Origin of the sequence: Kitasatospora sp. NPDC127060 (assembly GCF_042724935.1) — a bacterium.
Taxonomy (GTDB): Bacteria; Actinomycetota; Actinomycetes; order Streptomycetales; family Streptomycetaceae; genus Kitasatospora.
In genome coordinates this window covers 134,194-157,291 of the sequence record NZ_JBHXEG010000004.1, presented here as the reverse complement: position 1 = coordinate 157,291, position 23,098 = coordinate 134,194, and the positions used below count along the sequence as shown (strand labels likewise).

The following is a 23,098-nucleotide window of genomic DNA, read 5'->3' as shown; positions in this document are numbered from 1 at the left end:
GTGTCAGCTCTTCACGAACTCCAGTACCGCCTCACGCAGTTGGGGCAGCGACTCGACCATCGGCAGGTGTCCGCTGGGGAGTTCGACGTAGCGGGCACCGGGGATGCCCTCGGCCAGCAGCCGGTGCTGGGCCGGCTGGACGAGCATGTCCTCAGCGGCGCCGACGACCAGGGTGGGTACGCCGATCGCGGCCAGCTCGGCGCGGACGTCGGTGCGCGCGGCGAGCCGGAACTGCTGCGGGAACCCGGCCGGCAACGGGGACTTGAGGCCCTCGCGCAGCGCCGCGAGCTGATCGGCGGGCAGTGCGTCCACCCAGCTGTGGCCGAGGACGACGGTGAGCATCAGGTCGGCGAGCTCGGCCGGCCGGTCGCGGAGCCGGACCATCAGCTCGGACAGCGCGCTCTGCCGCGCCGAGCCGCCGGCCAGGCCAGCGATCAGCAGCAGCGAACGGACCCGCCCGGGGCGGCGGCCGGCGATCCGGACGGCCACGGCGGCGCCCAACGAGAAGCCGGCCAGGTCGAAGGTGTCGAGGCCCTCCTCGTCGGCGGCGGCGACCAGCCGGTCCGCGTACTCGTCCAGGGTGGGCTCGCCCGGCTCGTACGGGCTGTCGCCGGAGCCGGGGTAATCGGGGGCGACGACGGTGCGGTGCGCGGCGAGGTCGGGCAGCAGCGGGCCCCAGTTGTCCCGGGCGCTGCCGCCGGCGCCGTGCGCGAGCAGCAGGCCGGGGCCGGAGCCCTGGACGATCCGGGCGAGCGGGGCGGGGCGGGCGGTGGCGGTGGACGGCACGGGTGCTCCTCGGTGTTCGGTGCGGCGGGGCTTCTTCCGGCACCGGGAACGCTAGGAGTTCACACCGGTGAGAAGGTCAATCCCGGGTTCGGGCGCAAACCCCTGCCCGCCGCCCTGGTCACGGAACGCGCCGGAGCGCCTACGCTGGGGAGAGGAGCGCCATCCGGACAGTGCCGTCCGGATGCCGCTGCGCTCCGCCGCCGGGGTGCCCACCCGCCCGCGTTGGCCGCCCCGGTGTGCGCCCCGGGCCGGACGGCCGCCGAGGAGGTGCCAGGCCCGTGCCCGGAAGCGTCAACCTGCCGGGGATCGTCAAGCCACTGCCTGCCGAGTGGTTCGTCCAGCGCGACACCAACGCCGAGATGCGCTGGGAGGCGCTGCGCGACGCCGACGGCGGGGCCGCCGTCGGCCGGCACGTCCCGGTGGAACGGTTCTTCGTCCGCAACCACACCAGCACCCCGCTGATCGACCCGGACACCTGGCGGCTGCGGCTGTTCGGCAGCGGACTGCGCGGCGCCCCGGGGCCGGAGCGGGCGGTCGAGTTCGGCCTGGCCGACCTGCGGGCGCTGCCCGCCACCCGGACCGACGCGCTGATCGAGTGCGCCGGCAACGGCCGCAGCTACTTCCACCGCCAGCAGGGCCAGCGAGTCCCCGGCACCCCGTGGACGCTGGGCAGCATCGGCTCGGCGGCCTGGCGGGGCGTACGGCTGGCCGAGGTGCTGCGGGCCGCCGGGCTGACCGACGGCGCGGTGGACGTGCTGCCGACCGGCCTGGACCCGGACTACGTCGTCGACGGCGTCAACCACGGCCCGGTGCGCCGTCCGCTGCCGATCACCAAGGCGCTGGACGACGCGCTGCTCGCGTACGAGATGAACGGGGAGCCGCTGACCCCCGACCACGGCGCACCGGTGCGGCTGGTGGTGCCCGGCTGGGTCGGCATCGCCTCGATCAAGTGGGTCGGCGACATCGAGGTGGCCGACCACCCGCTCCACTCGCCCTGGAACACCGAGTTCTACCGGATGTTCGGCCCGGACCAGCCGCCCGGCGGCGGCGCCGCGCTCACCACCCAGGTGGTCAAGTCCGCCTTCGAACTGGCCGAGGGTGCGCGGCTGGAGGCCGGACGCGAGCACCGGCTGCACGGTCGCTCGTGGTCCGGCACGGCCCCGGTGCGGCTGGTCGAGGTGAGCACCGACGGCGGCCGGAGCTGGCGGGCCGCCGAACTGGACGAGGAGCCGTCCACCGGCGGCTGGACGCGCTGGAGCGCCACCTGGCGGCCCGACCGGCCCGGCCGCTACGAGCTGCGCGCCCGCGCGACGGACCGCCGGGGTGCCACCCAGCCCGAGCGGGCGGCGTTCAACCGCGAGGGCTACCTGTTCGGCGCGGTGGTGGCGCACCCGGTGACGGTCGGCTAGGCCCTGCCCGGCCGCTCAGCCGGTGGACCGGACCTCGTACGGGGCCGGTCCGGTGGTCTGGACCTCGTACGGGGCCGGGTAGTGGGTCTCGTACGGGGTCAGCACCAGCCGCACCACGTCCTCCAGCCGCCGCCGGGCGTCCCCGAGGGTGGTGCGGCCGGTCACCCAGGCGGTCAGCTCGCCCTGCCAGGCGTGCGCCACGATGTGCCGCACCAGCTCGCTGGCCGCCGCCGGCACCTCGGCCGTCACCGCCTGGAGGGCAGTGCTGTCGGCCCGGGCCATGCCCTGCAGTGCCTCGCTGGCGAAGGGGTCGGTGGAGGCGGCGACGGCCACCCGTAGCCGCGCCAGTTCGGGCTGGCGCTGGTAGGCCCGCATCCCGCCCCGGACGAACCGGACCGCCCGGTCGGTGGCCCCCAGCCCGGCGCGCGGCCCCCGCAGCTCGGCCACCAGGTCCGCGAGCAGCAGGCGGTGCCACTCGGCGATCGCCGCCGCCAGGAGGTGGTCCTTGGAGGAGAAGTAGCGGTACGCCGTCCCCAGGGCGACTCCGGACCGCTCGCATACCTGCTTCATCTGGAGCCGCTCGACGCCGATCTCGTTCACCAGGGCGAGCGCGGCCGCGATCAGGCTTTCGCGGCGTTCGAGCTGACGCGGAGACATCGTCTCCACCGGCCGTGGTGACAGGTCAACCTTGGTCACCCGCACCATGATACGGGCCGGGGCCGCTCAGGAGTATGACGCCGACCGGCCCCCTTCCGTTCGCCCGGCGGCCACCGGGGTTCCGTCGGGGGCTCGCCGGGGGCCCGTCGGGGGCCCGTCGGGGGCCCGTCGGGGCGCCCGGAGGTGTTGGTGGGGGCCTTCGCGGGGCCGCCGCGGCGCCCCGGGGAGCTACGGCATCCTCCGGATCAGCGCTTCCTGGACGGCGGACGCCACCAGTCGGCCGTCCCGGTCGTAGAACTCGCCGAGCGACAGGCCCCGGCCGTCCGAGGCGGACGGGCTGCGCTGGGCGAACAGCAGCCACTCGTCGGCCCGGAACGGGCGGTGGAACCACATGGCGTGGTCCAGCGAGGTCATCAGCAGCCGGGGCGGCTCGGTGCGCTGGAAGAAGTTCGGCTGTTCGTGCAGCCCGGCGGTGGAGGCCAGGGTGAGGTCGGACAGGTAGGTGAGCGCGCAGGTGTGCAGCAGCGGGTCGGTGCCCGGCAGCGGGGTGGCGATGCGCAGCCAGACGAACTGCTGCGTCATCCCCGGGGTGGCCGGGGGCGTGCCCGGGGCGTCCGGCGGCACGAAGCGCAGTTCGAGGTCGCGGAAGCCGTCGGTGGCCTTGATCGCGGTGCGCAGCTCCTCGTCCCAGTGCGAGAAGGCGTCCGGCAGGGTCTCCGGGCCGGGCAGCGGCGGCATCTCGCGGTGGCGGTCGCCGGCGGCCGGCTCGGGGAGCTTGAAGGAGGCGGTGAGGTCGAAGATCTCGTTCCGGTCCTGCACCGCGCGGACCCTGCGGGTGGCGTAGGTGAAGCCCTCGCGCAGCCGGTCGACCCGGTACTCGATCGGCCGGGTCGGGTCCCCGGGCAGCAGGAAGTAGCCGTGCAGCGAGTGCACCGCGCGCCTGGCGGCGCAGGTGCGCCCGGCGGCGGCGAGCGCCTGGGCGGCGACGTGCCCGCCGAAGGCGCGCATCGGGGCGCCGGCGTGGCAGTGGCCCCGGAACGTGTTCTCGTCCAGCTGCTCGATCTCCAGCAGTTCGGCGAACGGGGTGGCCGGGGCGGGCACCTGCTCGGTCGGTCTCTGCTGTTCTGTCAGGTCGGTCACCGGCCCATAGTGGCAGAAGCCAACCGTGCGGTGGTGTGACTTGGGTAACGCTCTCCTCCTGTAGAACGTGTTGCAGTCCGGTGCCGGCTGGTCGGGATGTCGGAGCCGTCACCTGGCGTGTTCCGCACGACGTGGCCGAGGAAGCCTGGGCGCTGTGGGACGTCTTCACGGGCCGAGTAGGGGTGCTCGCGGGTCGAATGGGGCGTCAGGGCCTAGGGTGGGCGGGATTTCGGCCCCCACCGCCCGTTGCCCCGGAGTACCCGTGCTGCACCTTCGCCTGATCGTCCCGCCCGACCTGCGCGGGCCGGTGCTCGGCTGCCTGGACGACGCGGTCGGGGTGACCCACGTGGTGATCCTGCCGGACGCGGCCGTCCGGCCCACCGGGGACGTGGTGCTCTGCGACGTGGCCCGGGAGTCGCTGGACGAGGTGCTGGGCGCACTGCGCGGGACGGGCCTGGTCGAGCGCGGGGCGATCGACGTCTCGACGCTCGACCTGGCCCTCTCGGCGGCGGCCGACGAGGCCGAACGGCTGGCCCCGGGCGAGGGGGCCGACGCCCTGGTGTGGGAGTCGGTCTCCGAGATCACCCACGAGGAGTCCACCCTCACTTGGGTGTTCCTGGCCTTCCTCACCGTCGCCACCATGCTGGCGGCCTGCGGCTCGGTGCTGGACAGCGCCATCCTGGTGGTCGGCGCGATGGCCGTCGGCCCGGAGTTCGGACCGCTGGCCGGGCTCTGCGTGGCGCTCGTCCAGCGCCGGACCCGCCAGGCGCTGCGCTCGCTGAACGCCCTGGTGACGGGCTTTCTGGTGGCGATGGCGCTGACCGTGTGCTTCGGGCTGCTGATGGACGCTCTGGGGCTCTTCTCGGAGGCCAGGTTCGACGCCGCGCGCCCGAACACCTCCTTCATCTGGCAGCCGGACGCGACCTCCTTCGTGGTGGCCTTCCTGGCCGGCATCGCCGGACTGCTCTCGCTGACCTCCGCGAAGGCGGGCACCCTGGTGGGCGTCGCGATCTCGGTGACCACCGTGCCGGCCGCCGCCAATGCGGCGGTCGCCCTCGGGTACGGCAGGGTCGACCAGTTCTGGGGTTCCAGCGTGCAGTTGCTGCTGAACCTGCTGGGGATCGTGCTGGCCGGGGTGCTGACCCTGCTGGTGCAGGAGGCGGGCTGGGCGGTGATCCGGCGTCGGCGGGGGAGCGTGGAGCGAACAGAGGTCGACTGACAGAGTTCGACTGACAGCTTTCAGCGAACAGCTTTCAGATTTCAGCGAACAGATTTCAGCTGACAGAATTTGAAATCTGTTCGCCTGGCTCCGCCGCCGGCTCCCGCACCTCCGTCCGCCTCGCCACCAGCGGCTCGATGCCGCGCGGGGTGGCGGCGACGGCGCGCCACCACAGCCGCAGGGCCGGCGGGTCGGCGGGTTCGAAGGGCTTGCCGGGGCGGGGCACCGCCAGGTGGGCGCCGAGCGCCTGGGCGGCGGTGACCACGCGTTCGGCGGGCTCCTCCCAGGGGTGGATCGCCAGGTTGAAGGTGCACCAGTGGATCGGCAGCATCAGCTCGCCCCCCATGTCCAGGTGGGCCCGGACGCCCTCCTCCGGGGTCATGTGCACCTCGGGCCAGAACTCGCTGTACGCGCCGACCTGCATCATCGTCGCGTCGAACGGACCGAGCCGGCGCCCGATCTCCGCGAAGCCCGGGAAGTAGCCGGTGTCCCCGCTGTGGAAGATCCGGTGCCCGCCGCCCGCGATCACCCACGACGCCCACAGGAACAGTGCGCTGGTACGCGGCCCGCGGCTGCAGTAGTGCCGGGCGGGCGTGGCGGTCAGGGTCAGCCCGGCGACCTCGGCCGACTCCCACCAGTCCAGTTCGACGATCCGCGCGGTCGGCACCCCCCAGTGCTCCAGGTGCGCCCCGACCCCGAGCGGGACCGCGAACACCGCGCCGCTGCCGATCAGGGCTCGCACGGTGCGCATGTCGAGGTGGTCGTAGTGGTCGTGGGAGATCACCACCGCGTCCACCGGCCCGAGTTCGGACAACGGCAGCGGCACCGGGTGCAGCCGCTTGGGCCCGGTCCAGTCGAACGGGGAGCAGCGCTCGCCCCAGACCGGGTCGATCAGGACGCGCCGTCCGCCGATCTCGGCGAGCACGGTGGCGTGACCGAGCCAGGTGAGCCGCAGGCCGGAGGCGGGCGGGGTGGCGAGGTCGACCGGGAGCAGCCGGTGCACCGGTACGGCGGCGGCCGGTGCCCGCCGGGACTTGTCCCCGCTCAGCTGGGCGAGGGTGATCTCCAGCGGGCTCCGCTCGTAGACCAGGCGGCGGGTCGGCACGGGGTTGCGGAAGGCGCCGTCGGCGAACTGGGGCGAGCGGAGGATCCGGGCCAGCCGCTCGCCCCGGGGCTCGGCCCCGAAGGCCTCGGTGCGGACCCGGTGCCAGGCGGCGCGGGGTAGCCCGGCCAGGCCGGGGACGGCGCGCTCCGGGCCGACGCGGCCGCGCACGGCGCTGTCGGCGGCGGGTGCGGCGGGTGCGGCGGGTGCGGCCGGCCCGGCGGGTGCGGCGGCTCCGGCCGGCCCGGCGGGCGGCGGGGCGAACTGTGCGGTCAGACCGGCGAGACGGGAGAACCACGAGACGGGGCGGGGCACGGCTCCTCCAGGGACGGTCACTGCTACCGGGCTGGCCGGGGCGCGTACCCCGGGGGCGAATGAGCCCCCTGAGGTACGACAACCATCTCGTCGGACGTTACTCGCCGTGGGCCGTTCGGACTCGGTGGAGGGCCCGGCACGGTCCAATCGGCGTACCCGGCGCCTGATGGACCGCCTGCCCGACGTCCAGGCGCCCAGCCCACCCGCCCCGGCGCGCCGCTACACGTAGAAGCGGGTGATGGCCTCCGCGACGCAGTGCGGCTTGGCGCTCTGCTCGCTGGTGATGGTGAACCGCACCACCGCCTGGACCCCGCCCGGTACCTCGGTGGCCGAGAGCAGCTCGGCGGTGGCCCGGATCGCCGTGCCCACCGGCACCGGGGCCGGGAAGCGCACCTTGTCCGAGCCGTAGTTGAGCGCCATCCGCACGCCCTCGACGCCGTAGCACTCCTTGGCCAGCACCGGGATCATCGACTGGGTCAGGTAGCCGTGCGCGATGGTCGAGCCGAACTGGCTCTCCTTGGCGCGCTCCGGGTCCACGTGGATCCACTGGTGGTCCCCGGTGGCCTCGGCGAAGAGGTCGATGGTCCGCTGGTCGATGGTGTGCCACTCGCTGGTGCCCAGTTCGGTGCCGACGGCGGCGGTCAGCTCGGTGAGGGAGGCGAAGGTCGTCACGGTGCGCTCCTGGAGGGGGACGGGCCCCGGGGCGGGGCCAGGACGCCGGAAGCGTATGCCTACCCGCCGGTACCTGTCAGGAGCGGAGTGCGAATCACCGGATTGCGAAGCACCGGAGCGCGCATCACCGAGCGCGCACCGCGGGCTCGGGTCAGGGCCGTAGCAGCGGTCGCCCGAGCGGGCCGGGTGCCGCCGCGCCCCGGCCGGTCGGGCCCTGGCCGCCGGGGAACAGCCGCCGGCCGCTGACCAGTTCCGGCACCAGCGCGATGAACAGAGGCTCCGGGTCGCCCACCCACGGCCGCAGCCCGGAGCGCAGCACCCGCCGCACCTGCTCGGGCTCGCTGACCGCCTCGGCCCGCCCGTGCACCAGCACGCTCCACCCGGTGCGGGTGACCGGGTCCAGCATGTCCGCCTGGAAGGCCACCACCGTGCCGTCAAGCCCGCGCGCGGTGGCACTTCCCCGGCGTACGGCGAGCACCAGCCGCCCGTCCAGGACCTCGAAGGAGACCGGCAGGACGGCCGGCAGTGCGTGCTCGGTGTACACCACGCGCCCGACGGGCACGGTGCTGAGCAGCCGCAGGCACTCGGCCTCGCTCAGGGTCTCCACACGGTCCTCACGCTCCATGCGTCCGATCGTCCTCGGTCGGCGCGTGCGTCGATAGGGCCCATGGTCCCTGAGCGGACGGGTCGGGAGCCCCGTCGGCGCCCGCCCGGAGCGGTAGCCTGCCCGGCGTCGGGATCGGTGGAGGGGCGGGCGGAGGAGGGGGCGGACGGATGGCCGGCGGGGTCGATCTGGTGGTGATCGGGGCGGACGGGGGGCCCGACCGGGCCTACGGCGGTTCGGCGCACGCTCCGGCGGGTGCCCGGCTGCTGGCCGAGGTGCTGCCCGGGATGTGCTTCGACACCGGCGCCGCGGGCTGCCGGGTGAGTGCCGTGGCGCCGGACGCGGACGCCAACGCCATGCTCACCGCCGTCCGGGACGCCGCCCAGCACCCCGGCCGCTGGCTGGTGGTCTGCCTGGTCGGCCAGTTGGTGGCCGACCCGCGCGGGCGCCGGCTCGCCCTGGTCACGCGCGGCAGCACCCCGGACAACGCGTACCGGCGCGGCCTGGCCTGGGACTGGGTGGTCAGCGCGATGGTGCACGGCGACCAGGAGGAGGCGCTGCTGCTGGTCGACGCGGTGGCCGACCGGGACACCTGGACGGCGCTGGAGCGGTCCGGTGAGGACAGCGCGGGTGAACTGCTCAGCTACTCCAGGGTCCCGCTGTGGGGCCGGATCGGCCGCTACGCCGTCGGCAGCCGCTACGCCCCGGGCAGACGCGGCCGGGACGCCGTACTGCCGGGCGAGGAGGGCTCGTTCAGCCGGGCGCTCACCACCGTCCTGCGGCACGGTGTCCCGGGTGCCCCCGCGGCCGTCGGCCCGCTGGACCTCCAGCCCGCCGTGGCCGGGCTGCTCGACGGCGGTGATCCGTCCGGTAGTTCGGGTGCGCCGGGCGTGCGCCTGCTCGTTCCGCCGCAGGGCGGGCGCCTGTTGATGCGCAATCGGGCCGCCGTTCGGGGTGCATTGGCCGGATTGTCGCTTTCCGAAGAACTGTTGGCCGTTCTGTGGCGGGAAAGTGCCCCGACGGAACCGCCCTCCGCGTAAGGTCAGGAGGCCTGAGGTGTTGCCGTGATGGGGTGGGTTGGCGAAGAATCGATCCCCAGTGGAAACACCGGCGGGACTTCGGAATTCTCCTGGCGGCCGTGGATCACGGATCGGCTCGGTCGCGACGAGGTGGGGCGATGCGGCAGCGCGGAAATGTGTTGCGCCCTGGGGCGGTTGGGACTGGCGGGGCGGTACTGGTGTTACTTCTCGGTGCTTGTGCGAGTGGTGGTGCCGGTGGTTCCGTCGATCGTCTGGGGTCGCCCGCGCCCACGGTTGCGGGAGTGGGCCCGTTAACTCCTTCGGGTGGTCCGGTAAACACCGCGATCGCGCCGACCGACGGCCCGGAAGGGGCGATGGGGCGGCTGGCCCTGAACGCGTATCAGGACTGGTGGCGGGCGCAGACCGAGGCTTACGGGCGTACGGATTCGGACGGATCGGCGCTGGAGCAGTACTCCTCCGGGCGGGCGCTCTCGGACGTCCTGGTCGGCCTTCACCAACTCCACGACGCCAAAGTGGTGATGACCGGAGCGCCGCGCAATTCCGCGGTGGTGAAGGCGATCGATCTGAATGCCGATCCGCAGACCGCCGTGATCGAGGACTGCGTCGATCTCTCGGGCTGGCACCGCGTCGATGCCGTCACCCGGGCGGCGAAGGATCCGGGCGGACGGTTGGACCGCTACGTCGCGACCGCCTCCCTGCGCAGGTTCCAAGCACATTGGCTGATCTACGAGTTCACACGGGAGGTGGACCGGACATGCTGAACGCGTGGAAACCGGCCGGACGGTTCGCGGCCGTAGCGTCCCTGTCGGCCGGGTTGCTGCTGTCCTCGGTGGTGACGGCGACGGCGGACGAACCGCCGAGTGGCGGGGCCGAACAGTGTTTCCCGAACGTGATCTGCGCGCACGCCGATTCCGGCGGATCGACCGCCACCGGGAATCCGGGCGGAAGCGGCGGAGGGTCGTCGGACAGCGGTTCGGACCTGTGCAGCTACCACGGCGTGCAGTGGGCGTGCTACGACCCCCAGTGGGGCTCGTTCGACAGCGGCGAGGGCTGCTACTACCGCCAGCTGGACCAGCAGCCCCCGGCGGGCGACTCGGCCTGGGGCACCAACAAGCCCACCGACGGCTCGATCTACTCCAAGGTCTGCCCGCAGACCAACGGGGGCCAGGACGGCGCCCAGTTCGTGTTCGTGCCCACCGGGCAACGGGTGAAGAGCGTGGCGGAGCTCAAGCGGGAGGCGAGGGACCAGGTCCACCTCCCGGTGCCGAAGGGCCGGATCGCGCCCGGCGGGACGGCGGTGGTCAACGCGCCGGTCTGGCTCTGGGCGGACGACGTGACGCCGCCCAAGGCCGGGTACGCCGCCTCCGGCGGGGTGACCGTCACCGTCACGGCCCGACTGACCGGCACCAGCTGGGACTTCGGCACCGGCGGGACCAAGCAGTGCGCGAGCGCCGGGACGCCGTACGACCCCAAGTACCGGGGCGCTGAATCCCCGGACTGCGGCTACCTGTTCAAGGTCGGTTCGGGCACCCGGCAGAACGGCGTCTTCAGCGCCACGGTGTCGACCCACTGGGTGGCCGACGTGGTCGTCACGGGGCCGAAGCCGGAGAGCTACTCGCTCCCGCCCATGCAGCAGGACAGCGAACCCTTCGAGGTCAAGGTCGCCGAGGTGCAGGTCCTCAACTGACCGCGCTGAGCGAGACGTTCGGCTACTGACGATCCGGAAAGCGTACGAGGGAAGGGCGGAACCCGGTGGAGAACCGTACATTCGCGACGCCGGGATCCGGCACACCGGCGGGCGCCGCGGTGTCCGTGGCGGTACCGGAGCAGCAGGAGCAGGGCCGGGGCCGTGCCACGCCGCACACCCCCGGGCGGACCATGCGGGCCCGGCGCCGCCGCCCCGCGGTGCTGGCGATGGCCGTCGCGCTGATCGCGGCCGGCGGCCTCGGCGGCGCGGCGCTCTACAACAGCACCGGCCAGCGGGTCGCGGTGCTGGCGCTGGCCCGGGACGTGCCCTGGGGGCAGGTGATCACCGATGACGACCTGGTGGTCGCCCGGATCGCCGGCGACCCCGCGCTGCACCCCGTCTCCGCCCAGGACCGGGCCAAGGCGGTCGGCCTGCGGGCCGCCACCGACCTCAAGCGCGGCGCCATGCTGACCGGCGCGGACCTCGCCCAGGGCCTGACGGTGCAGCCCGGTCAGATCGTGGTCGGCGTCTCGGCCCGGCGCACCCAGCTGCCCGCCAGCCGGCTGCTGCCCGGGGTGCAGATCGTCGTGGTCAACACCCCCGACAACGGGCGGCCCGACTCGCTGGCCGCGACGGTCATCACGGTCGGCCGGGTGGACACCGACGGCAGCCAGGTGATCGACGTGGCGGTCGGTGCGGCGGACGGGCCCCGGTTGGCCCAGTGGGTGGCCGGCGGACGGATCCAGGTGCTGCTGGCGCCGCGAGCCACCACCCCTGGCGGGGCCCCGCCGGCCGCGCCCTCGGCGGCCCCCACCGGCCCGGCGCCGTCCGGCGCGGCCACCACCGGGACGGCACCCACCGGGGCAGCCCCCACCGGCGGGGCCGGAGCGCCTTCGGCCCCGGTCGGAACGGGTGGCGCCTGATGGCGGTGATCGCGGTGGTCGGCGGCCCGGGCGCACCCGGGGCGACCACCACCGCCCTGGCGCTGCTGCTCGCCTGGCCGCTCCAGCCCGGTCGGCGGATCGTCCTGGTCGAGGCCGACCCGGACGGCGGCGCGGTGCTCGCCGGGGCCCTGGAGGGCCGGGTCGAGGCGGTGTACGGGCTGCGCAACCTGGCCGTCGCCGACCGGCGCGGGCTGCTCGCCCAGACCATCTGGGAGCAGCTGATCGACCTCTCGCCCGAGGGCAACGCCGAGCGGCTGCTGCTGCCCGGCCTCACCGACCCCGCCCAGGCCTCCGGCCTCACCTACACCTGGGAGCCGCTCGCCGAACTGCTGCACGGCATCGAGCAGCAGGGCTACGACGTCATCGTCGACCTCGGCCGCTCCGGCGCCACCGGGACCAGCGCGGTGCTCGCCCGGCGCGCCGACGCGGTGGCGGTGACGGTCCGCAGCACCCTGCGCGGGCTCAGCGCCGCCCGCCCCAGGCTCGCCGCGCTCGGCGAGGACCTCGCCGCCGCCGGGACCGGCACGGACGCCCTCGGGCTGCTGCTGGTCGCGGAAGGCCCCTATTCGGGCGCGGAGGTGTCGCGCGAGTTCGGGCTGCCGCTGCTCGGGGTGCTGCCGCACGCCCCCCGCACCGCACGGGTGCTCTCCGACGGCGGGGACACCACCGACCGGCGGTTCATCCGCTCGGAGCTGATGCGCACGGCGCGCTCGGCGGCGGACGAGGTGCAGCTGCTGGTCCGCCGCCGGCGGGAGCGGCTCGCGCCCGGCGCGACGGCCGGGGCTGCGGCGCCAGGCGCTCCCGTCGCCCCGGGCGGGTCGGGCGGGCCGGTTCCGGTCGCCGCGCCCGTACCGGTCGGGCCGGTGCCGGTGGGGCCCGTCGCTCCGGTGCCGCCCGCGCCGCCGGTGCCGGTGCCGGCGCCGTACGGGCAGGGCGTCCACGGGCAGTCGGCGTACGGGGAGGGCCAGGGCCAGCCGTCCTTCGCCCAGTCCGGCTACGGACAGCCCGGTTACGCCCAGTCCAGCCACACCCAGCCTGGTTACCCGCAGCCTGGTTACCCGCAGCCCGGCCACGCGCAGCCCGGCCACGCGCAGCGTGGCTACGGGCCGACGGCCCAGGGCCCGGGGGAGGGCGAGCCGCCCTCGTACGTCCCGCCGGTGATCACCACCGGCCCGGTCGCCCCGCTCGCCGGACTGGCGCCGCAGCCCGCCGCCCCGGCACCGTTCCCGGTGCACGTCCAGTCGGCCGGTCACGCCTCCGGTCAGGCGTCCGGTCACGGTTCCGGACCGGAGGGCGAGGACGACCAGTACCAGTTGCGGCAGCCGACAGTGACGAACCGTCAGGACGATGACCAGTACCCGTACAACCCCGGGGAGGTGCTCCGTGCGCGGTAGCCCCCTGCATCAGCGCCCGACGGCCGACCCGGCCGCCCTGCCCTGGGCCGCACCCGTACCGGCCACCGGGCAGCCGCATCCGCAGCCGCAGTCGCATCCGCAACAGCAGCAGACGTACCAGCCCGTCGCCCCCGGGCCGGTCAGCCCGGCCGCCGCCGGCTCGACGGCCGGGCCCACCGCGGTGCCCTCCCAGCTGCCCTCGCTGGACGTGCGCGGCGCCGCCACCCGGCCGGCCGTCGATCCGCAGGTCGCGCGCGAGCTCAAGCGCCAGGTCGCGGCCGAACTGCACCAGCAGATCACCCGGTTGACCACCGCCTCCGGGGCCGAGCCGGACCGCGCCACCCGCCGCCAGCGCGGCCGGGCGCTGATCGAGGAGGCGGTCGCCCGCTGGTCCGACGCCTACGCCCAGACCCACGGCATCCCGCCCACCCGGGAGCAGGACCGCGCGCTCGCCGAGGCCGTCTTCGACCTGCTGTTCCGGGCCGGCCGGCTCCAGCCCTACCTGGACGACCCGGACATCGAGAACATCCTGGTCAACGGCTGTGACGACGTCTGGGTCTCCAAGGTGCACCAACCGCTGCGCCAGGTCCCGCCGGTGGCCGACAGTGACGCCGAACTCGTCGAGCTGCTCCAGGACTTGGCCCGTCAGCACGGCGGCGGCGAGCGCAGCCTGTCCACCGCCAGTCCGACCCTCGCCCTGCGTCTGGAGGGCGGCATGCGACTCCAGGCGCTCACCGAGGTGACGCCCCGCCCGTACGTGGCGATCCGGCGCCACCGGGTGGCCTCGGCGACGCTGCCGGAGATGGTCGAACTCGGCACCCTGGACAACACCTTGGCCGCCTTCCTGGCCGCCGCGATCAGGGCCCGGAAGAACGTGATGATCACCGGCACCCAGGGCGTCGGCAAGACCAGCCTGCTGCGCGCGATGGCCGCCGAGATCCCGCCGGACGAGCGGATCGGCACCCTGGAGTCGGAGTTCGAGCTCTGGCTGCACACCCTCGGCCACCTGCGCCAGGTCGTCCCGATGGAGGCCCGCGAGGGCAACGGCGAGCGCGTCGAGGGCCGCCTGGCCGGGGAGTTGACGCTCGGCGACCTCATCCCGGCCGCGCTGCGGATGACCCTCTCCCGGATCATCGTCGGAGAGGTCCGCTCCGGCGAGGTCGTCCCGATGCTGCGGGTCATGACCAACGGCGAGGGCGGCTCGATGTGCACCCTGCACGCCCGCGGCCCGCACATGGTGGTCGACCGGATCGCCGAACTCTGCCTGGAGTACGGCTCGCACATGACCGACGCGCTCGCCTACCGGCTCACCGCCAACGCCCTGGACCTCATCGTGCACGTCGCCATGGTCGACGAGACCGCCGTCGGCGGCCGCCGGCACCGCTTCGTCTCCCACGTCCTGGAGGTCACCGGCCTCGGCGAGAGCGGCCGGCCCGCCCTGAACACCGTCTTCGGCCCCCGGCCGGACCTCGGCGAGCCGCGGGCCGTCCCGCACACCCCGCCGCAGTGCCTGGACGACCTGCGCCGGGCCGGCTTCGACGCCTCCCTGCTCGGCTCCCGGTACGGGAGTTGGGCCGCCCCGCTGCAGCTGCGGATCGGCGGTGGCGCCCGGTGATGCTGCTCTTCGCCCTGTGCGGGCTGGCGGTCGCCGGCGGCCTGGTCGCCCTGGTGGCCTGGGCCCGCGGCAGCGAACCCGCCGCCGAGGACGGGCCCGCCCGCCGGGAGAACCCGCTGGCCGGCCGCGCCCACGTGTTCTGGTACGGCGCCCCCGGCAGCGCCTCGATGCGGATGGTGCGACTGCGCCGGATCCAGCTGCCGCTGGCGCTCGTCGGCGGGCCGCTGGCCTGGCTGTTCACCGCCGTCCCGCTGACCGCGCTGCTGGTGCCGCTGGCCGTCTTCGGCCTGCCCTGGCTGTTCGACACCACCCGCCCGGACACCCACCGGATCGAGCGGCTGGAGGCGCTCTCCGAGTGGACCCAGCGGATCGCCGACGTGCTGCTGCTCGGCGTCGGCCTCAACCAGGCCATCGTCACCAGCCGCCGCACCGCCCCCGCCGCCCTGGAGGACGAGATCGGCGAACTCGCCGCCCGGCTGCAGGCCCGCTGGCGGCCCGAGGAGGCCCTGCACGCCTTCGCCGACAGCCTGGCCGACGCCACTGCCGACAAGGTGCTCGCCGCGCTCGTGCTGCGGGCCGGGGACAGCGGACCGGGCCTGGCCCGGACGCTCTCCGACATGGCCGACTCGGTGCGCGAGGAGGTCCGCCAGCGCCGCGCCATCGAGGCCGACCGGGCCAAGCACCGCACCACCATCCGCTGGCTGGTCGGCATCATCGTGCTGGTCGTCACCGTCGGCTCCTTCAACACCGAGTACACCCGCCCGTACGGGACCTTCCTCGGTCAGATCGTGCTCGCCGTGGTCGCCGCCCTGTTCGTCGCGATCATCGCCTGGATGCGGGCCCTGGCCTCGCACCCGCCGGTGCCCCGGCTGCTCACCCCGGACCGGCGCAGCAAGGGCGGGCGCCGCCTCGGCTCCGCTCCGGCCCGCGGGTCCGAGCCGGAGCCGGCCGAGCAGCTCGGGGAGGTCCGGTGATCTCCCCCTGGGCCGTGCTGGCCGGCGCCGTCGCGGCCGGTGGCCTCGCCCTGCTGATCGCCGAACTGCGGCCCGCACCACCGGACCTAAGCCAGGCGCTGGACCGGCTGCACCGCACCCCGGCGGACCGCGAACCGGACCCGGACGACCGGCCGCGCTGGTACGACCGGATCGGCGAGCGCTCGCTCACCCTGCGCGGGATGACGATCCCGCGCCGCGAACTCGCCCTGATCGGCCGCACTCCGGCCCGGTTCATGGTGCACAAGCTGCTGTTCGCCGCGCTCGGCCTGCTGCTGCCCGCCTACCTGGGCGCGATGGCCGTGCTGATGGACATCGGACTGCCGTTCGCCCTGCCGCTGGTCGCCGGGCCGCTGCTGGCCGGGCTGCTCTGGTTCGTCCCGGACGCCGTGGTGCGCGGCGAGGCCAAGGAGGCCCGCACCGAGTACCTGCACGGCATCGCCGCCTACCTGGAACTCGTCGCCCTGGAGCGGGCCGCCGACTGCGGACCGGCCGAGGCGCTGCGCCGGGCCGCCTCGGTCGGGCAGGGCGCGGTGTTCCGGCGGATCCGCGACGCCCTGGAGCGGGCCGCCACCGACCGGCTCCCGCCGTGGGCCGGACTCGACGCGCTGGCAGAGGAGTTGGGACTCAGCCCGCTCCAGGACGTGGCCGACATCATGCGGCTGTCGGGCACCGACGGCGCCGCCGTGTACGACACCCTTCGGGCCCGCTCCAAGGGCCTGCGCGGCGAACTGCTCGCCGAGGACCTGGCCCGCGCCAACGCCGACAGCGAGCGGATGGTCGCCCCCGGCGCGGCACTGACTCTGCTGATGACCGTCCTGATCGTCTTCCCAGCGCTCCACCAGATGCTCAACTGACCAGCTCCGTCGAGTAGCTGACACTACATCACACTTTTTGGAGACCCCGATGACCGTACGACTCGTCCAGCTGGCGGGCCGGGTGCTGCGGCCCGTCCTGCTGCCGGTGCAGTTCGCCCTGCTGCTGTTCACCCTGCGGCTGGGCCGGCTGCGCGCCGCCCGGGCGCGCGGCGACCGCGGCGCCATCAGCATCGAACTCGCCCTCGCCATCATCGCGTTGGTGTTCGTCGCGGGGGCCGTCGCGACCGCGCTCTACCTGCTGAAGGACAAGGTCGTCACCAAGGTCGAGCAGGACCCGAACCTGCCCGGCGGCGCGGGCGGCGCGGGTGGCGCCACCAAGTGACCGGCCTGCTTCGCGTGCTCCGCCGCCGCGGCGACCGGGGGTCGATGTCCATCAGCCTGGCCATCGTCTTCCCGGTCGTCCTGCTGCTCCTGCTGCTCGTCGTCCAGGCCGCGCTGATCTGGTACGACCGGCAGGTCGCGCTCACCGCCGCCCGCGAGGGCGTGGACGCCGGCCGGGTGCAGGGCGTCGCGAAGGAGCAGGTGAAGAACGAGGCCGCCCGGCGGCAGGCCGGGGACTTCCTGGACCGGCAGGGCGTGCACGGGTACCGGGTGTGGACGGACGGCAGCACGGACGAGACGATCAAGGTCACCGTGGAACTGACGCCCCCGCTGCTGATACCGGGGCTCACCGGCCCCAGCCTCCGCCAGTTCGCCGAGGCGCCGCGCGAGCGCTTCGTCCCGCCGGTGGTGACGCCGTGAGGCGCGCGGACGCCGACGACGCGGGCCGGGGGCGGGCCCGCGACGCCGCGCGGTCGCGGTCGGGACGGCGGGCGGGCCGGGGGCCGGGACGGCGGACGGATGAGCGGCTGGCCGAGCGGTCGGGACGGCGGTCGGGGTGGCGGCGGCTGCTGCGCCGGCCGGACCGGGGCGGGATCGCGATCGAAGCGGCGATCGTCGTCCCGGGTGTGGTCGGGCTGGTCCTGCTGGCGATCGCCGCCGGACGGGTGCAGACCGCGGCCGGCACCGTGGAGGCCGCGGCCCGCACCGGGGCCCGGACCGGCTCGCTGCAGCGTAGCGACGCCGAGGGGGACAAGGCGGCCAAGGAGTCCGCCCTCGCGGCGCTGGGCCAGCAGGGCGTGGCCTGCCGCACCTCGCGCGTGGACGTCGAGCGGGGCGTGTTGGACCTGACGGACGGCCAGGTGCGGACCATCAGGGTCACCGTGTACTGCGAGGTCGAACTCGCCGACCTGGTCGGCGGACCGTCCGGTGTGCCGGTGACGAAGCAGCTCCGGGGGGAGTTCACCTCCGTGTTGGACCGCTACCGCGGCACATGACGGCAGCAACCGGCGGCGCACGGCCCGCAACGGGCGCGGCAGGGGGATTGGGGACGGCCCGTGCGGGGGAGACGCAAGCGGAGAGCGCTCGGGGGATGACACAACGGCACCGAGGGGCGCCCGGTGGGGAGCCGGTGGGGAGGCATCGTGCGGATCGGGGGGAGGGGGTGCGCGTGTTGAGTCGACTGCGGGGTCGTGGTCCCCGCCCGGCCGGGCGGCGGTCCGACCGGGGCGCGGTCGCCCTCTTCGTGGCGATCTGCGCGGCCTACCTGGTGCTCGTCATCGCGCTGGTGATCGACGCGGGCGGCCGACTGCGGGTCGCCGAACGCACCGACGCCTGCGCCCAGGAGGCCGCGCGGGTCGGCGGACAGCAGCTCGACCAGGCGGCGGTGCTCCAGGGGAAGGGCTTCAAGGTCCAGCGGGCCTACGTCCAGCAGGCCGTCGACGCCTATCTGCGCACCTGCGATCTGCGGGGCGGCGACGTCACGTTCTCCAGCGAGGACAAGGTCGTCACCGTCACCGTGCAGGCCGACTACCGGCCGGTGCTGCTGGGCGCCCTCGGGGAGCGGAAGGTAACGGGCAGGGGCAGTGCGACCCTCGTCCACGGAGTCGAGAAAGCGGAGACCGACTGATGGCCGCGCCACGTGCCAAGGACAAGGCCCGTACCGCCCAGGCCCGTACCGGCGGGCCCGGCACCGGCCCGGGCGGAACCGGGAAGGACGGGATGCGAACCGTGAGGGGGCACGCCCGCGGGCGCCGGGCCGGACGCGGCCGCAGCGGCGCGCTGGTCACCGCGCTCGCCGCGCTGGTCACCCTGCTGGCCCTGCTGATCGGCGTCCCCGCCCTGCTGCTGTACGGCACCCAGGCGGTCGCCTCGATGGGCGAGGTGGCCACCGGCGGGGTGGGCGAGGCGCTCACCAGCCCGGACGACGGCCGACTGTTCCTCTGGCTGCTGGTGGTGGTCGGCTGGCTGGCCTGGGCGTGCTTCGCGCTCTCCGTCCTGCTGGAGATTCCCGCCCAGCTGCGCGGCCGGATCGCCCGCCGGATCCCGGCCTTCGGCTGGAGCCAGCGGCTCGCCGCCGGGCTGGTCGGTTCGGTGCTCGCGCTGCTGCCGGTGGCCGGCTCGGCCTTCGCGGCGGTGCCCGAACTGGCCCACGCCCCCGCCGCCCAGGCGCAGTTGACCCCGGGGGTGCAGCGGGCCGCGCTGCCCGCCGCCCAGCCCGCACCCGCCCTCGCCCCGGCGGCGGACCAGCGCCCCACCTACACGGTGCGGGACAGCCGGCCGGCGGACAGCCTGTGGTCCATCGCGGAGCGCCAACTGGGCTCCGGGGAACGCTGGGTGGAGATCGCCAAGCTCAACGAGGGCCGGGCGATGGACGATTCCGGCGTCCGCTTCGACGCGGAGCGGCCGATCCAGCCCGGCTGGGAACTGCTGATGCCGGCCGACGCCAAGCCGGACGGCGCCCGGGCCCCCGCGCAGGCGCCCACCCCCGCCCCTGCCCCGGCGCCCGGCCAGGCGCAGACCCCGGCTCCGGCGCAGGTGCCGCAGGCCGGGACGGAGCCGCCGGCGGGCGGCCCGAAGACGGTGACCGTCCAGTCCGGGGACAGCCTGTCCGCGATCGCCCAGCGGGAGCTGGGGGACGCCGAGGCCTGGCCGAAGCTGTTCGAGGCCAACAAGGGCGTGCAGGCGCCGGACGGGGAGCGACTGACCGATCCGGACGTGCTGGAGCCGGGAATGGTGCTCACCGTGCCCGGTGCGGCCGCACCGGCCGACCAGACGCCCGCGCCCGCACCTTCGGCCACTCCCACCCCGGCCACCACACCAGCTCCGGCCACCACACCCGAGCAGGCGCCCGCGCCCGCACCGGCCGCGACGCCCGCTCCGGCCGCGACGCCCGCTCCGGCCACCACGCCCGAGCAGACCCCGGCCACCCAGGCCCCGGCGCCGAACCACACCCCCGCCCACACCCCGGCGCCCGCCCCCGCCGCACACGCCGACCCGGCGCCCAGCGACGACTACAGCGTCGCCCTCGCCGCCTCCACCGTGGGCGTACTGCTCGCCGCCGTCATGGTCGGCACCGTCGCCTACAAGCGCGGCACCCAGCTGCGCGGCCGCCGCCCCGGGCACCGGATCGCGATGCCCGACGCCGAGGCCGCCGCCTTCGAGAACGAGCTGATGGTCCGCCAGGACCGGGTCGGCCTGGAACTGCTGGACCGTGCCCTGCGCACCCTGGCCCGCAACACCCTGCGCGGTGGCAAGCGGCTGCCCGCGATCGTCGCGGCCCGGATCACCCCCGACCACACCATCGAGCTGCACCTCTCCGGCCCGGCCACACCGATCGCCCCGTTCCGCGCCGCGCACGCCGCCAACGTCTGGTGGTGCAGCGAGGAGTCCGGCGACCTGCTGAGCCCCGCCCAGGCCCGCAAGACCGCCGCGCCCTACCCCGCGCTGGTCACCCTCGGCACCTCGCCGGACGGCTCGGTGGTGCTCGCCGACCTGGAGGCCGTCCGGCTGCTCCACCTGTCCGGGCACCCCGACGACGCCCGCGCCGTGCTGCGCACCCTCGCCGTCGAACTCGCCCACAGCCCGCTGGCCGACCGGCTTCACCTGCACCTGGTGGACCTCGCCGAGGAGGTGCCGATCAGCGGACCGGCCGCCGAGCGGGTCCACCGCCACCCGACCCTGGAGGCGGCGCTCGCCGCCCTCGGCCCGCGCACCGCCAAGGCCCGGGCCACCCTGGTCGCGGCCGAGGCCGCCAGTCCGCGCGAGGCCCGCAGCCGGGGCCAGGCGGACGAGTCCTGGGTGCCCGAGATCGTCCTCTGCGCCCAGCAGCCCGGCGGAGACACCCCCGCCGAGCTCGGCCGCCTGCTGGACGCCCGGCCGCGCACCTGCGTCGCCGTGATCACCCGCGCTCCGGAGCGCGGCACCGGACCGGTGGCCCGCTGGACCCTGCCCACCACCGGCCAGGCCGCCGTCCCCGGCCTGCATCTGACCGTCGAGCTCCAGCGACTGGACGACCACCAGTACGACCAGGTCGCCGAACTGCTCCGGGCCGCCGACGACACCACCCAGCACCCGGCGCCCGCCTGGACCCTGGACGGTCCCGGCCTCGACCCGGACGAGGACCCCGACACCACCGAACTGCCCTTCGCCGTACCGGTGCTGGCCGCCGTCGGTGCCCCGGGCGGGACGGCCGAGGAGGGGGCTGGGGCGGCTGCCGGACCCCGGCTGCCGGCCCGGGTGATCGGGACCGGCGCCAGCCCGTTCGCGGGCACTGACCCGGTGGCGCCCGCGCCCGTGCCCGCTCCCGCGCCTGCTGTGCCTGTTCCCGGTCCCGCGTCCCTGCCGGCTCCGGTGCCGACCGGGTCGACGCGGTCCGCCGTCAACGGACAGGGGCGGCAGGCGGCCACCGGGACGGAGCAGCCCGCTGACGAGGCCACCCGGGACCTTCGGCTGCCGGGCGCACCTGCCGAGTCGGCCGAGCCGGAGCCGGCGGAGGACGCCGCGGAGGCGGGCGGGGGCGCGGAGGCGGCCCCGGCGGAGGCATCGGGCGCGCTGCTCCCCGTCCAGCCCGTACAACCCGTGGCCCCGCAGACGTCCGCAGCTCCCGCGGTGCCGGTGGTGCCGGTGGTGTCGGCGGTTCCCGCGGCGCCGGTCGAGCCCGCGCCGACGCACCAGAGCGCGCCCGCGCCCACCGGCACCGATCCGCGCGTGCCGACCCGTCCGGAGGCCGCCCCCGGCCCGTCCGGCGGCCCGTCCGGCCCGTCCGGCTCCTCCGGTTCGTCCGGCTCCTCCGGTGCTGATCATGAGGCGACGGTCGAGCCCGGCCCGGCCGCCACCGCGCCGGTCGCCCGGGCCACCGCCGGACGCAGCGACTGCGACGACCTGCTCGCCATCCTCCGCTCCCCGGAGGCCCACACCCCGCGCAACGCCCCCCGGATCCGGCTGCTCGGCCCGGTCGACGTGGCCGGCACCCCGGGCGCCGTCGAACCCGGCGCGCTGCCCCGGCTCACCGAACTCGCCGTCTACCTCGCGCTGCGGCCCGGTGCCGACCACCACGCGCTCGACCACGACCTCCACCCGGGCGCCGCCCACCTCGACCCGCACCCCACCGCGTCCGATGCCAAGAGCCCGCTCCCGGCCAAACTCGCCGACCTGGCGGCCTGGTTCGGCACCACGCCCGACGGTCGCGCCTACCTGCCCACCGACACCACCGACGGCTACACCTTCGCCCCGACCGTCACCTGCGACTGGGACGAGTTCCGCAGCCTCTACCGGCGCGGCATGCGCAGCACCAGTGCCACCGCGGACGCCGCTCTCGCCCATGCCCTGGCCCTGGTCCGCGGCGCCCCGTTCGCCGAGGCCCCGCCCGCGTCCTTCGGCTGGGCCGAGGCGGAGCGCCAGGACATGATCGCCGCGATCGTCGACACCGCCCACGAACTGGCCGCCCGCCGCCTCCAGTACGGCGACCACCGCAGCGCCGAGGCCGCCGTCTTCCGCGGCCTCGCCGTCGCCCCGGACGTCGAACTCCTGCACCGGGACCTCTTCTACGCCTACGCCTCGGCGGGCGCGCGGGACCAGCTGCTGCGCGCCGTCAACCGCCTCGACGCACTGAGCCGCCGCACCGGCCGGGACCTGGACGCCGACACCGTCGCCCTGCTGCGCGACCTGCTCGCCGGGTCCTGAACCGGCCCGCCGCCCGCCCGGTCACCCCTGATCCGTTGATCCGTCCGATCCGGTAGGGGTGACCGGGTGGTCGTCACTCCCGGGGCGTCGTACACCAGGGCGGGGGAGTGTGGTCAGGCGCTGCGCAGCCAGGCGTCGAGCGTGCTGAAGTCAGCTTCGGCGAGGCCGACTTGGGGGTCGATGCGGAGGAGCAGGGCGGGGGCGGGGGAGTGGGCCTCGATCCAGCGGCGGTCGGCCCCGGTGATCTCGTCGTCCACCCAGGCGAACGGACGGCCGGCGGCCCGGTCGACCAAGGCGCGGGTCTTCCAGTGCAGTTGGGCTCCTCTTCCGATGCCGTTGCCCGGTTCATCCGCTTCGTCCGCCGTCGGCCGGTCCACGTACGGCAGTCGGGGCAGGCCCAGCCGGGGTGAGAGGCAATCGTTGGCGTCCGTCAACCAGGTGGTGGCCCAGACCAGTTCGCAGGGCAGGGCGAGCAGCCGCCGGCCCAGGCCCGGGGCCACCCGGGCCACCAGCGGATTGCCGTCCGGCCCCGCGCCGGGGCCGGGGTAGGTGGGGTAACCGCCCGGGGGCGGGGCACCGAAGGGGATCAGGGGGCCGTCGACGTCGAGGAACAGCAGGGGCGGGCCGGAACCGGTCATGAC

Annotated in this window: 22 protein-coding genes; 15 read left to right on the top strand and 7 right to left on the bottom strand. The window is 75.2% G+C overall.

Annotated features, from left to right (window positions below; genetic code table 11):
• Nucleotides 1-3: 3 nt before the first annotated feature.
• The gene (locus ACFWIS_RS04610; protein ID WP_380456418.1) at nucleotides 4-786 is read right to left on the bottom strand and encodes an alpha/beta fold hydrolase; all 783 of its coding nucleotides are present in this window, start codon (nucleotides 784-786) and stop codon (nucleotides 4-6) included.
• 161 nt (nucleotides 787-947) lie between these two features.
• Between ACFWIS_RS04610 and ACFWIS_RS04605 the strand changes: the two genes are divergently transcribed.
• Nucleotides 948-2,195, top strand: coding sequence for a sulfite oxidase (locus tag ACFWIS_RS04605; protein ID WP_380456488.1), 1,248 nt, complete (start codon nucleotides 948-950; stop codon nucleotides 2,193-2,195).
• A 15-nt stretch (nucleotides 2,196-2,210) separates the two neighbouring features.
• Here ACFWIS_RS04605 and ACFWIS_RS04600 read toward each other — a convergent pair whose 3' ends face one another.
• Together ACFWIS_RS04600 and ACFWIS_RS04595 are read right to left on the bottom strand one after the other, a co-directional pair.
• Complete coding sequence (locus ACFWIS_RS04600) at nucleotides 2,211-2,891, bottom strand: TetR/AcrR family transcriptional regulator (protein WP_380456420.1); 681 nt, start codon at nucleotides 2,889-2,891, stop codon at nucleotides 2,211-2,213.
• 189 nt (nucleotides 2,892-3,080) lie between these two features.
• Entirely contained in the window at nucleotides 3,081-3,992 is a 912-nt protein-coding gene (locus tag ACFWIS_RS04595; protein WP_380456421.1) for an acyl-CoA thioesterase, read from the bottom strand.
• Between the two features lie 262 nt (nucleotides 3,993-4,254).
• On the opposite strand from ACFWIS_RS04595, the gene ACFWIS_RS04590 reads away from it, so the two are divergent.
• Nucleotides 4,255-5,211, top strand: a complete 957-nt coding sequence (locus ACFWIS_RS04590) for a DUF389 domain-containing protein (protein WP_380456423.1) — start codon at nucleotides 4,255-4,257, stop codon at nucleotides 5,209-5,211.
• A gap of 55 nt (nucleotides 5,212-5,266) precedes the next feature.
• Here the strand turns inward: ACFWIS_RS04590 and ACFWIS_RS04585 are convergent, their stop codons facing one another.
• The 3 genes from ACFWIS_RS04585 to ACFWIS_RS04575 all read right to left on the bottom strand — a co-directional run bounded on the left by ACFWIS_RS04585 (nucleotide 5,267) and on the right by ACFWIS_RS04575 (nucleotide 7,925).
• Nucleotides 5,267-6,445, bottom strand: coding sequence for an MBL fold metallo-hydrolase (locus ACFWIS_RS04585; protein WP_380456490.1), 1,179 nt, complete (start codon nucleotides 6,443-6,445; stop codon nucleotides 5,267-5,269).
• A 402-nt stretch (nucleotides 6,446-6,847) separates the two neighbouring features.
• Nucleotides 6,848-7,300 carry a MaoC family dehydratase gene (locus tag ACFWIS_RS04580; RefSeq protein ID WP_380456424.1) on the bottom strand — a complete coding sequence of 151 codons (453 nt, stop codon included), beginning with the start codon at nucleotides 7,298-7,300 and terminating at the stop codon, nucleotides 6,848-6,850.
• Between the two features lie 151 nt (nucleotides 7,301-7,451).
• On the bottom strand, nucleotides 7,452-7,925 hold the full coding sequence (locus ACFWIS_RS04575; RefSeq protein ID WP_380456426.1) for a pyridoxamine 5'-phosphate oxidase family protein: 474 nt from the start codon (nucleotides 7,923-7,925) through the stop codon (nucleotides 7,452-7,454).
• A gap of 149 nt (nucleotides 7,926-8,074) precedes the next feature.
• On the opposite strand from ACFWIS_RS04575, the gene ACFWIS_RS04570 reads away from it, so the two are divergent.
• The 13 genes from ACFWIS_RS04570 to ACFWIS_RS04510 all read left to right on the top strand — a co-directional run bounded on the left by ACFWIS_RS04570 (nucleotide 8,075) and on the right by ACFWIS_RS04510 (nucleotide 22,457).
• On the top strand, nucleotides 8,075-8,944 hold the full coding sequence (locus ACFWIS_RS04570) for a hypothetical protein (RefSeq protein WP_380456428.1): 870 nt from the start codon (nucleotides 8,075-8,077) through the stop codon (nucleotides 8,942-8,944).
• A 281-nt stretch (nucleotides 8,945-9,225) separates the two neighbouring features.
• A complete protein-coding gene (locus tag ACFWIS_RS04565) occupies nucleotides 9,226-9,705 on the top strand; it encodes a hypothetical protein (protein WP_380456430.1) in 480 nt (159 codons plus the stop codon).
• Nucleotides 9,699-10,631, top strand: a complete 933-nt coding sequence (locus ACFWIS_RS04560; protein WP_380456431.1) for a hypothetical protein — start codon at nucleotides 9,699-9,701, stop codon at nucleotides 10,629-10,631. Before ACFWIS_RS04565 ends, ACFWIS_RS04560 begins: the two co-directional genes overlap by 7 nt.
• Before the next feature lie 65 nt (nucleotides 10,632-10,696).
• On the top strand, nucleotides 10,697-11,554 hold the full coding sequence (locus ACFWIS_RS04555) for an SAF domain-containing protein (protein ID WP_380456433.1): 858 nt from the start codon (nucleotides 10,697-10,699) through the stop codon (nucleotides 11,552-11,554).
• Nucleotides 11,554-12,969, top strand: coding sequence for a hypothetical protein (locus ACFWIS_RS04550; protein ID WP_380456435.1), 1,416 nt, complete (start codon nucleotides 11,554-11,556; stop codon nucleotides 12,967-12,969). The genes ACFWIS_RS04555 and ACFWIS_RS04550 overlap by 1 nt, the downstream gene beginning before the upstream one ends.
• Complete coding sequence (locus ACFWIS_RS04545) at nucleotides 12,959-14,584, top strand: CpaF family protein (protein ID WP_380456437.1); 1,626 nt, start codon at nucleotides 12,959-12,961, stop codon at nucleotides 14,582-14,584. The genes ACFWIS_RS04550 and ACFWIS_RS04545 overlap by 11 nt, the downstream gene beginning before the upstream one ends.
• Nucleotides 14,584-15,558 carry a type II secretion system F family protein gene (locus tag ACFWIS_RS04540; protein ID WP_380456439.1) on the top strand — a complete coding sequence of 325 codons (975 nt, stop codon included), beginning with the start codon at nucleotides 14,584-14,586 and terminating at the stop codon, nucleotides 15,556-15,558. The genes ACFWIS_RS04545 and ACFWIS_RS04540 overlap by 1 nt, the downstream gene beginning before the upstream one ends.
• Nucleotides 15,555-16,433: a hypothetical protein gene (locus tag ACFWIS_RS04535; RefSeq protein ID WP_380456441.1), complete on the top strand. Its 879-nt coding sequence runs from the start codon at nucleotides 15,555-15,557 to the stop codon at nucleotides 16,431-16,433. Before ACFWIS_RS04540 ends, ACFWIS_RS04535 begins: the two co-directional genes overlap by 4 nt.
• A 49-nt stretch (nucleotides 16,434-16,482) precedes the next feature.
• Nucleotides 16,483-16,776, top strand: coding sequence for a hypothetical protein (locus ACFWIS_RS04530; RefSeq protein ID WP_380456443.1), 294 nt, complete (start codon nucleotides 16,483-16,485; stop codon nucleotides 16,774-16,776).
• 44 nt (nucleotides 16,777-16,820) lie between these two features.
• Nucleotides 16,821-17,195: a TadE/TadG family type IV pilus assembly protein gene (locus ACFWIS_RS04525; protein ID WP_380456445.1), complete on the top strand. Its 375-nt coding sequence runs from the start codon at nucleotides 16,821-16,823 to the stop codon at nucleotides 17,193-17,195.
• Complete coding sequence (locus ACFWIS_RS04520; RefSeq protein ID WP_380456447.1) at nucleotides 17,192-17,770, top strand: TadE/TadG family type IV pilus assembly protein; 579 nt, start codon at nucleotides 17,192-17,194, stop codon at nucleotides 17,768-17,770. The genes ACFWIS_RS04525 and ACFWIS_RS04520 overlap by 4 nt, the downstream gene beginning before the upstream one ends.
• 173 nt (nucleotides 17,771-17,943) lie before the next feature.
• Nucleotides 17,944-18,402 (top strand): TadE/TadG family type IV pilus assembly protein, encoded by a 459-nt coding sequence (locus ACFWIS_RS04515; protein WP_380456449.1) that lies wholly within the window; start codon nucleotides 17,944-17,946, stop codon nucleotides 18,400-18,402.
• Nucleotides 18,402-22,457 carry a LysM peptidoglycan-binding domain-containing protein gene (locus ACFWIS_RS04510; RefSeq protein ID WP_380456450.1) on the top strand — a complete coding sequence of 1,352 codons (4,056 nt, stop codon included), beginning with the start codon at nucleotides 18,402-18,404 and terminating at the stop codon, nucleotides 22,455-22,457. The genes ACFWIS_RS04515 and ACFWIS_RS04510 overlap by 1 nt, the downstream gene beginning before the upstream one ends.
• Before the next feature lie 113 nt (nucleotides 22,458-22,570).
• Here ACFWIS_RS04510 and ACFWIS_RS04505 read toward each other — a convergent pair whose 3' ends face one another.
• Nucleotides 22,571-23,095 (bottom strand): HAD domain-containing protein, encoded by a 525-nt coding sequence (locus ACFWIS_RS04505; protein WP_380456452.1) that lies wholly within the window; start codon nucleotides 23,093-23,095, stop codon nucleotides 22,571-22,573.
• Nucleotides 23,096-23,098 lie beyond the last annotated feature (3 nt).

What these genes read in the sequence shown, in the direction of transcription:
- ACFWIS_RS04575 (WP_380456426.1), bottom strand. Translation starts at nt 7,925, where the DNA reads ATGGAGCGTGAGGACCGTGTGGAGACCCTGAGCGAGGCCGAGTGCCTG.
- ACFWIS_RS04505 (WP_380456452.1), bottom strand. Translation starts at nt 23,095, where the DNA reads ATGACCGGTTCCGGCCCGCCCCTGCTGTTCCTCGACGTCGACGGCCCC.
- ACFWIS_RS04570 (WP_380456428.1), top strand. Translation starts at nt 8,075, where the DNA reads ATGGCCGGCGGGGTCGATCTGGTGGTGATCGGGGCGGACGGGGGGCCC.
- ACFWIS_RS04560 (WP_380456431.1), top strand. Translation starts at nt 9,699, where the DNA reads ATGCTGAACGCGTGGAAACCGGCCGGACGGTTCGCGGCCGTAGCGTCC.
- ACFWIS_RS04525 (WP_380456445.1), top strand. Translation starts at nt 16,821, where the DNA reads ATGTCCATCAGCCTGGCCATCGTCTTCCCGGTCGTCCTGCTGCTCCTG.
- ACFWIS_RS04530 (WP_380456443.1), top strand. Translation starts at nt 16,483, where the DNA reads ATGACCGTACGACTCGTCCAGCTGGCGGGCCGGGTGCTGCGGCCCGTC.
- ACFWIS_RS04540 (WP_380456439.1), top strand. Translation starts at nt 14,584, where the DNA reads ATGCTGCTCTTCGCCCTGTGCGGGCTGGCGGTCGCCGGCGGCCTGGTC.
- ACFWIS_RS04510 (WP_380456450.1), top strand. Translation starts at nt 18,402, where the DNA reads ATGGCCGCGCCACGTGCCAAGGACAAGGCCCGTACCGCCCAGGCCCGT.
- ACFWIS_RS04550 (WP_380456435.1), top strand. Translation starts at nt 11,554, where the DNA reads ATGGCGGTGATCGCGGTGGTCGGCGGCCCGGGCGCACCCGGGGCGACC.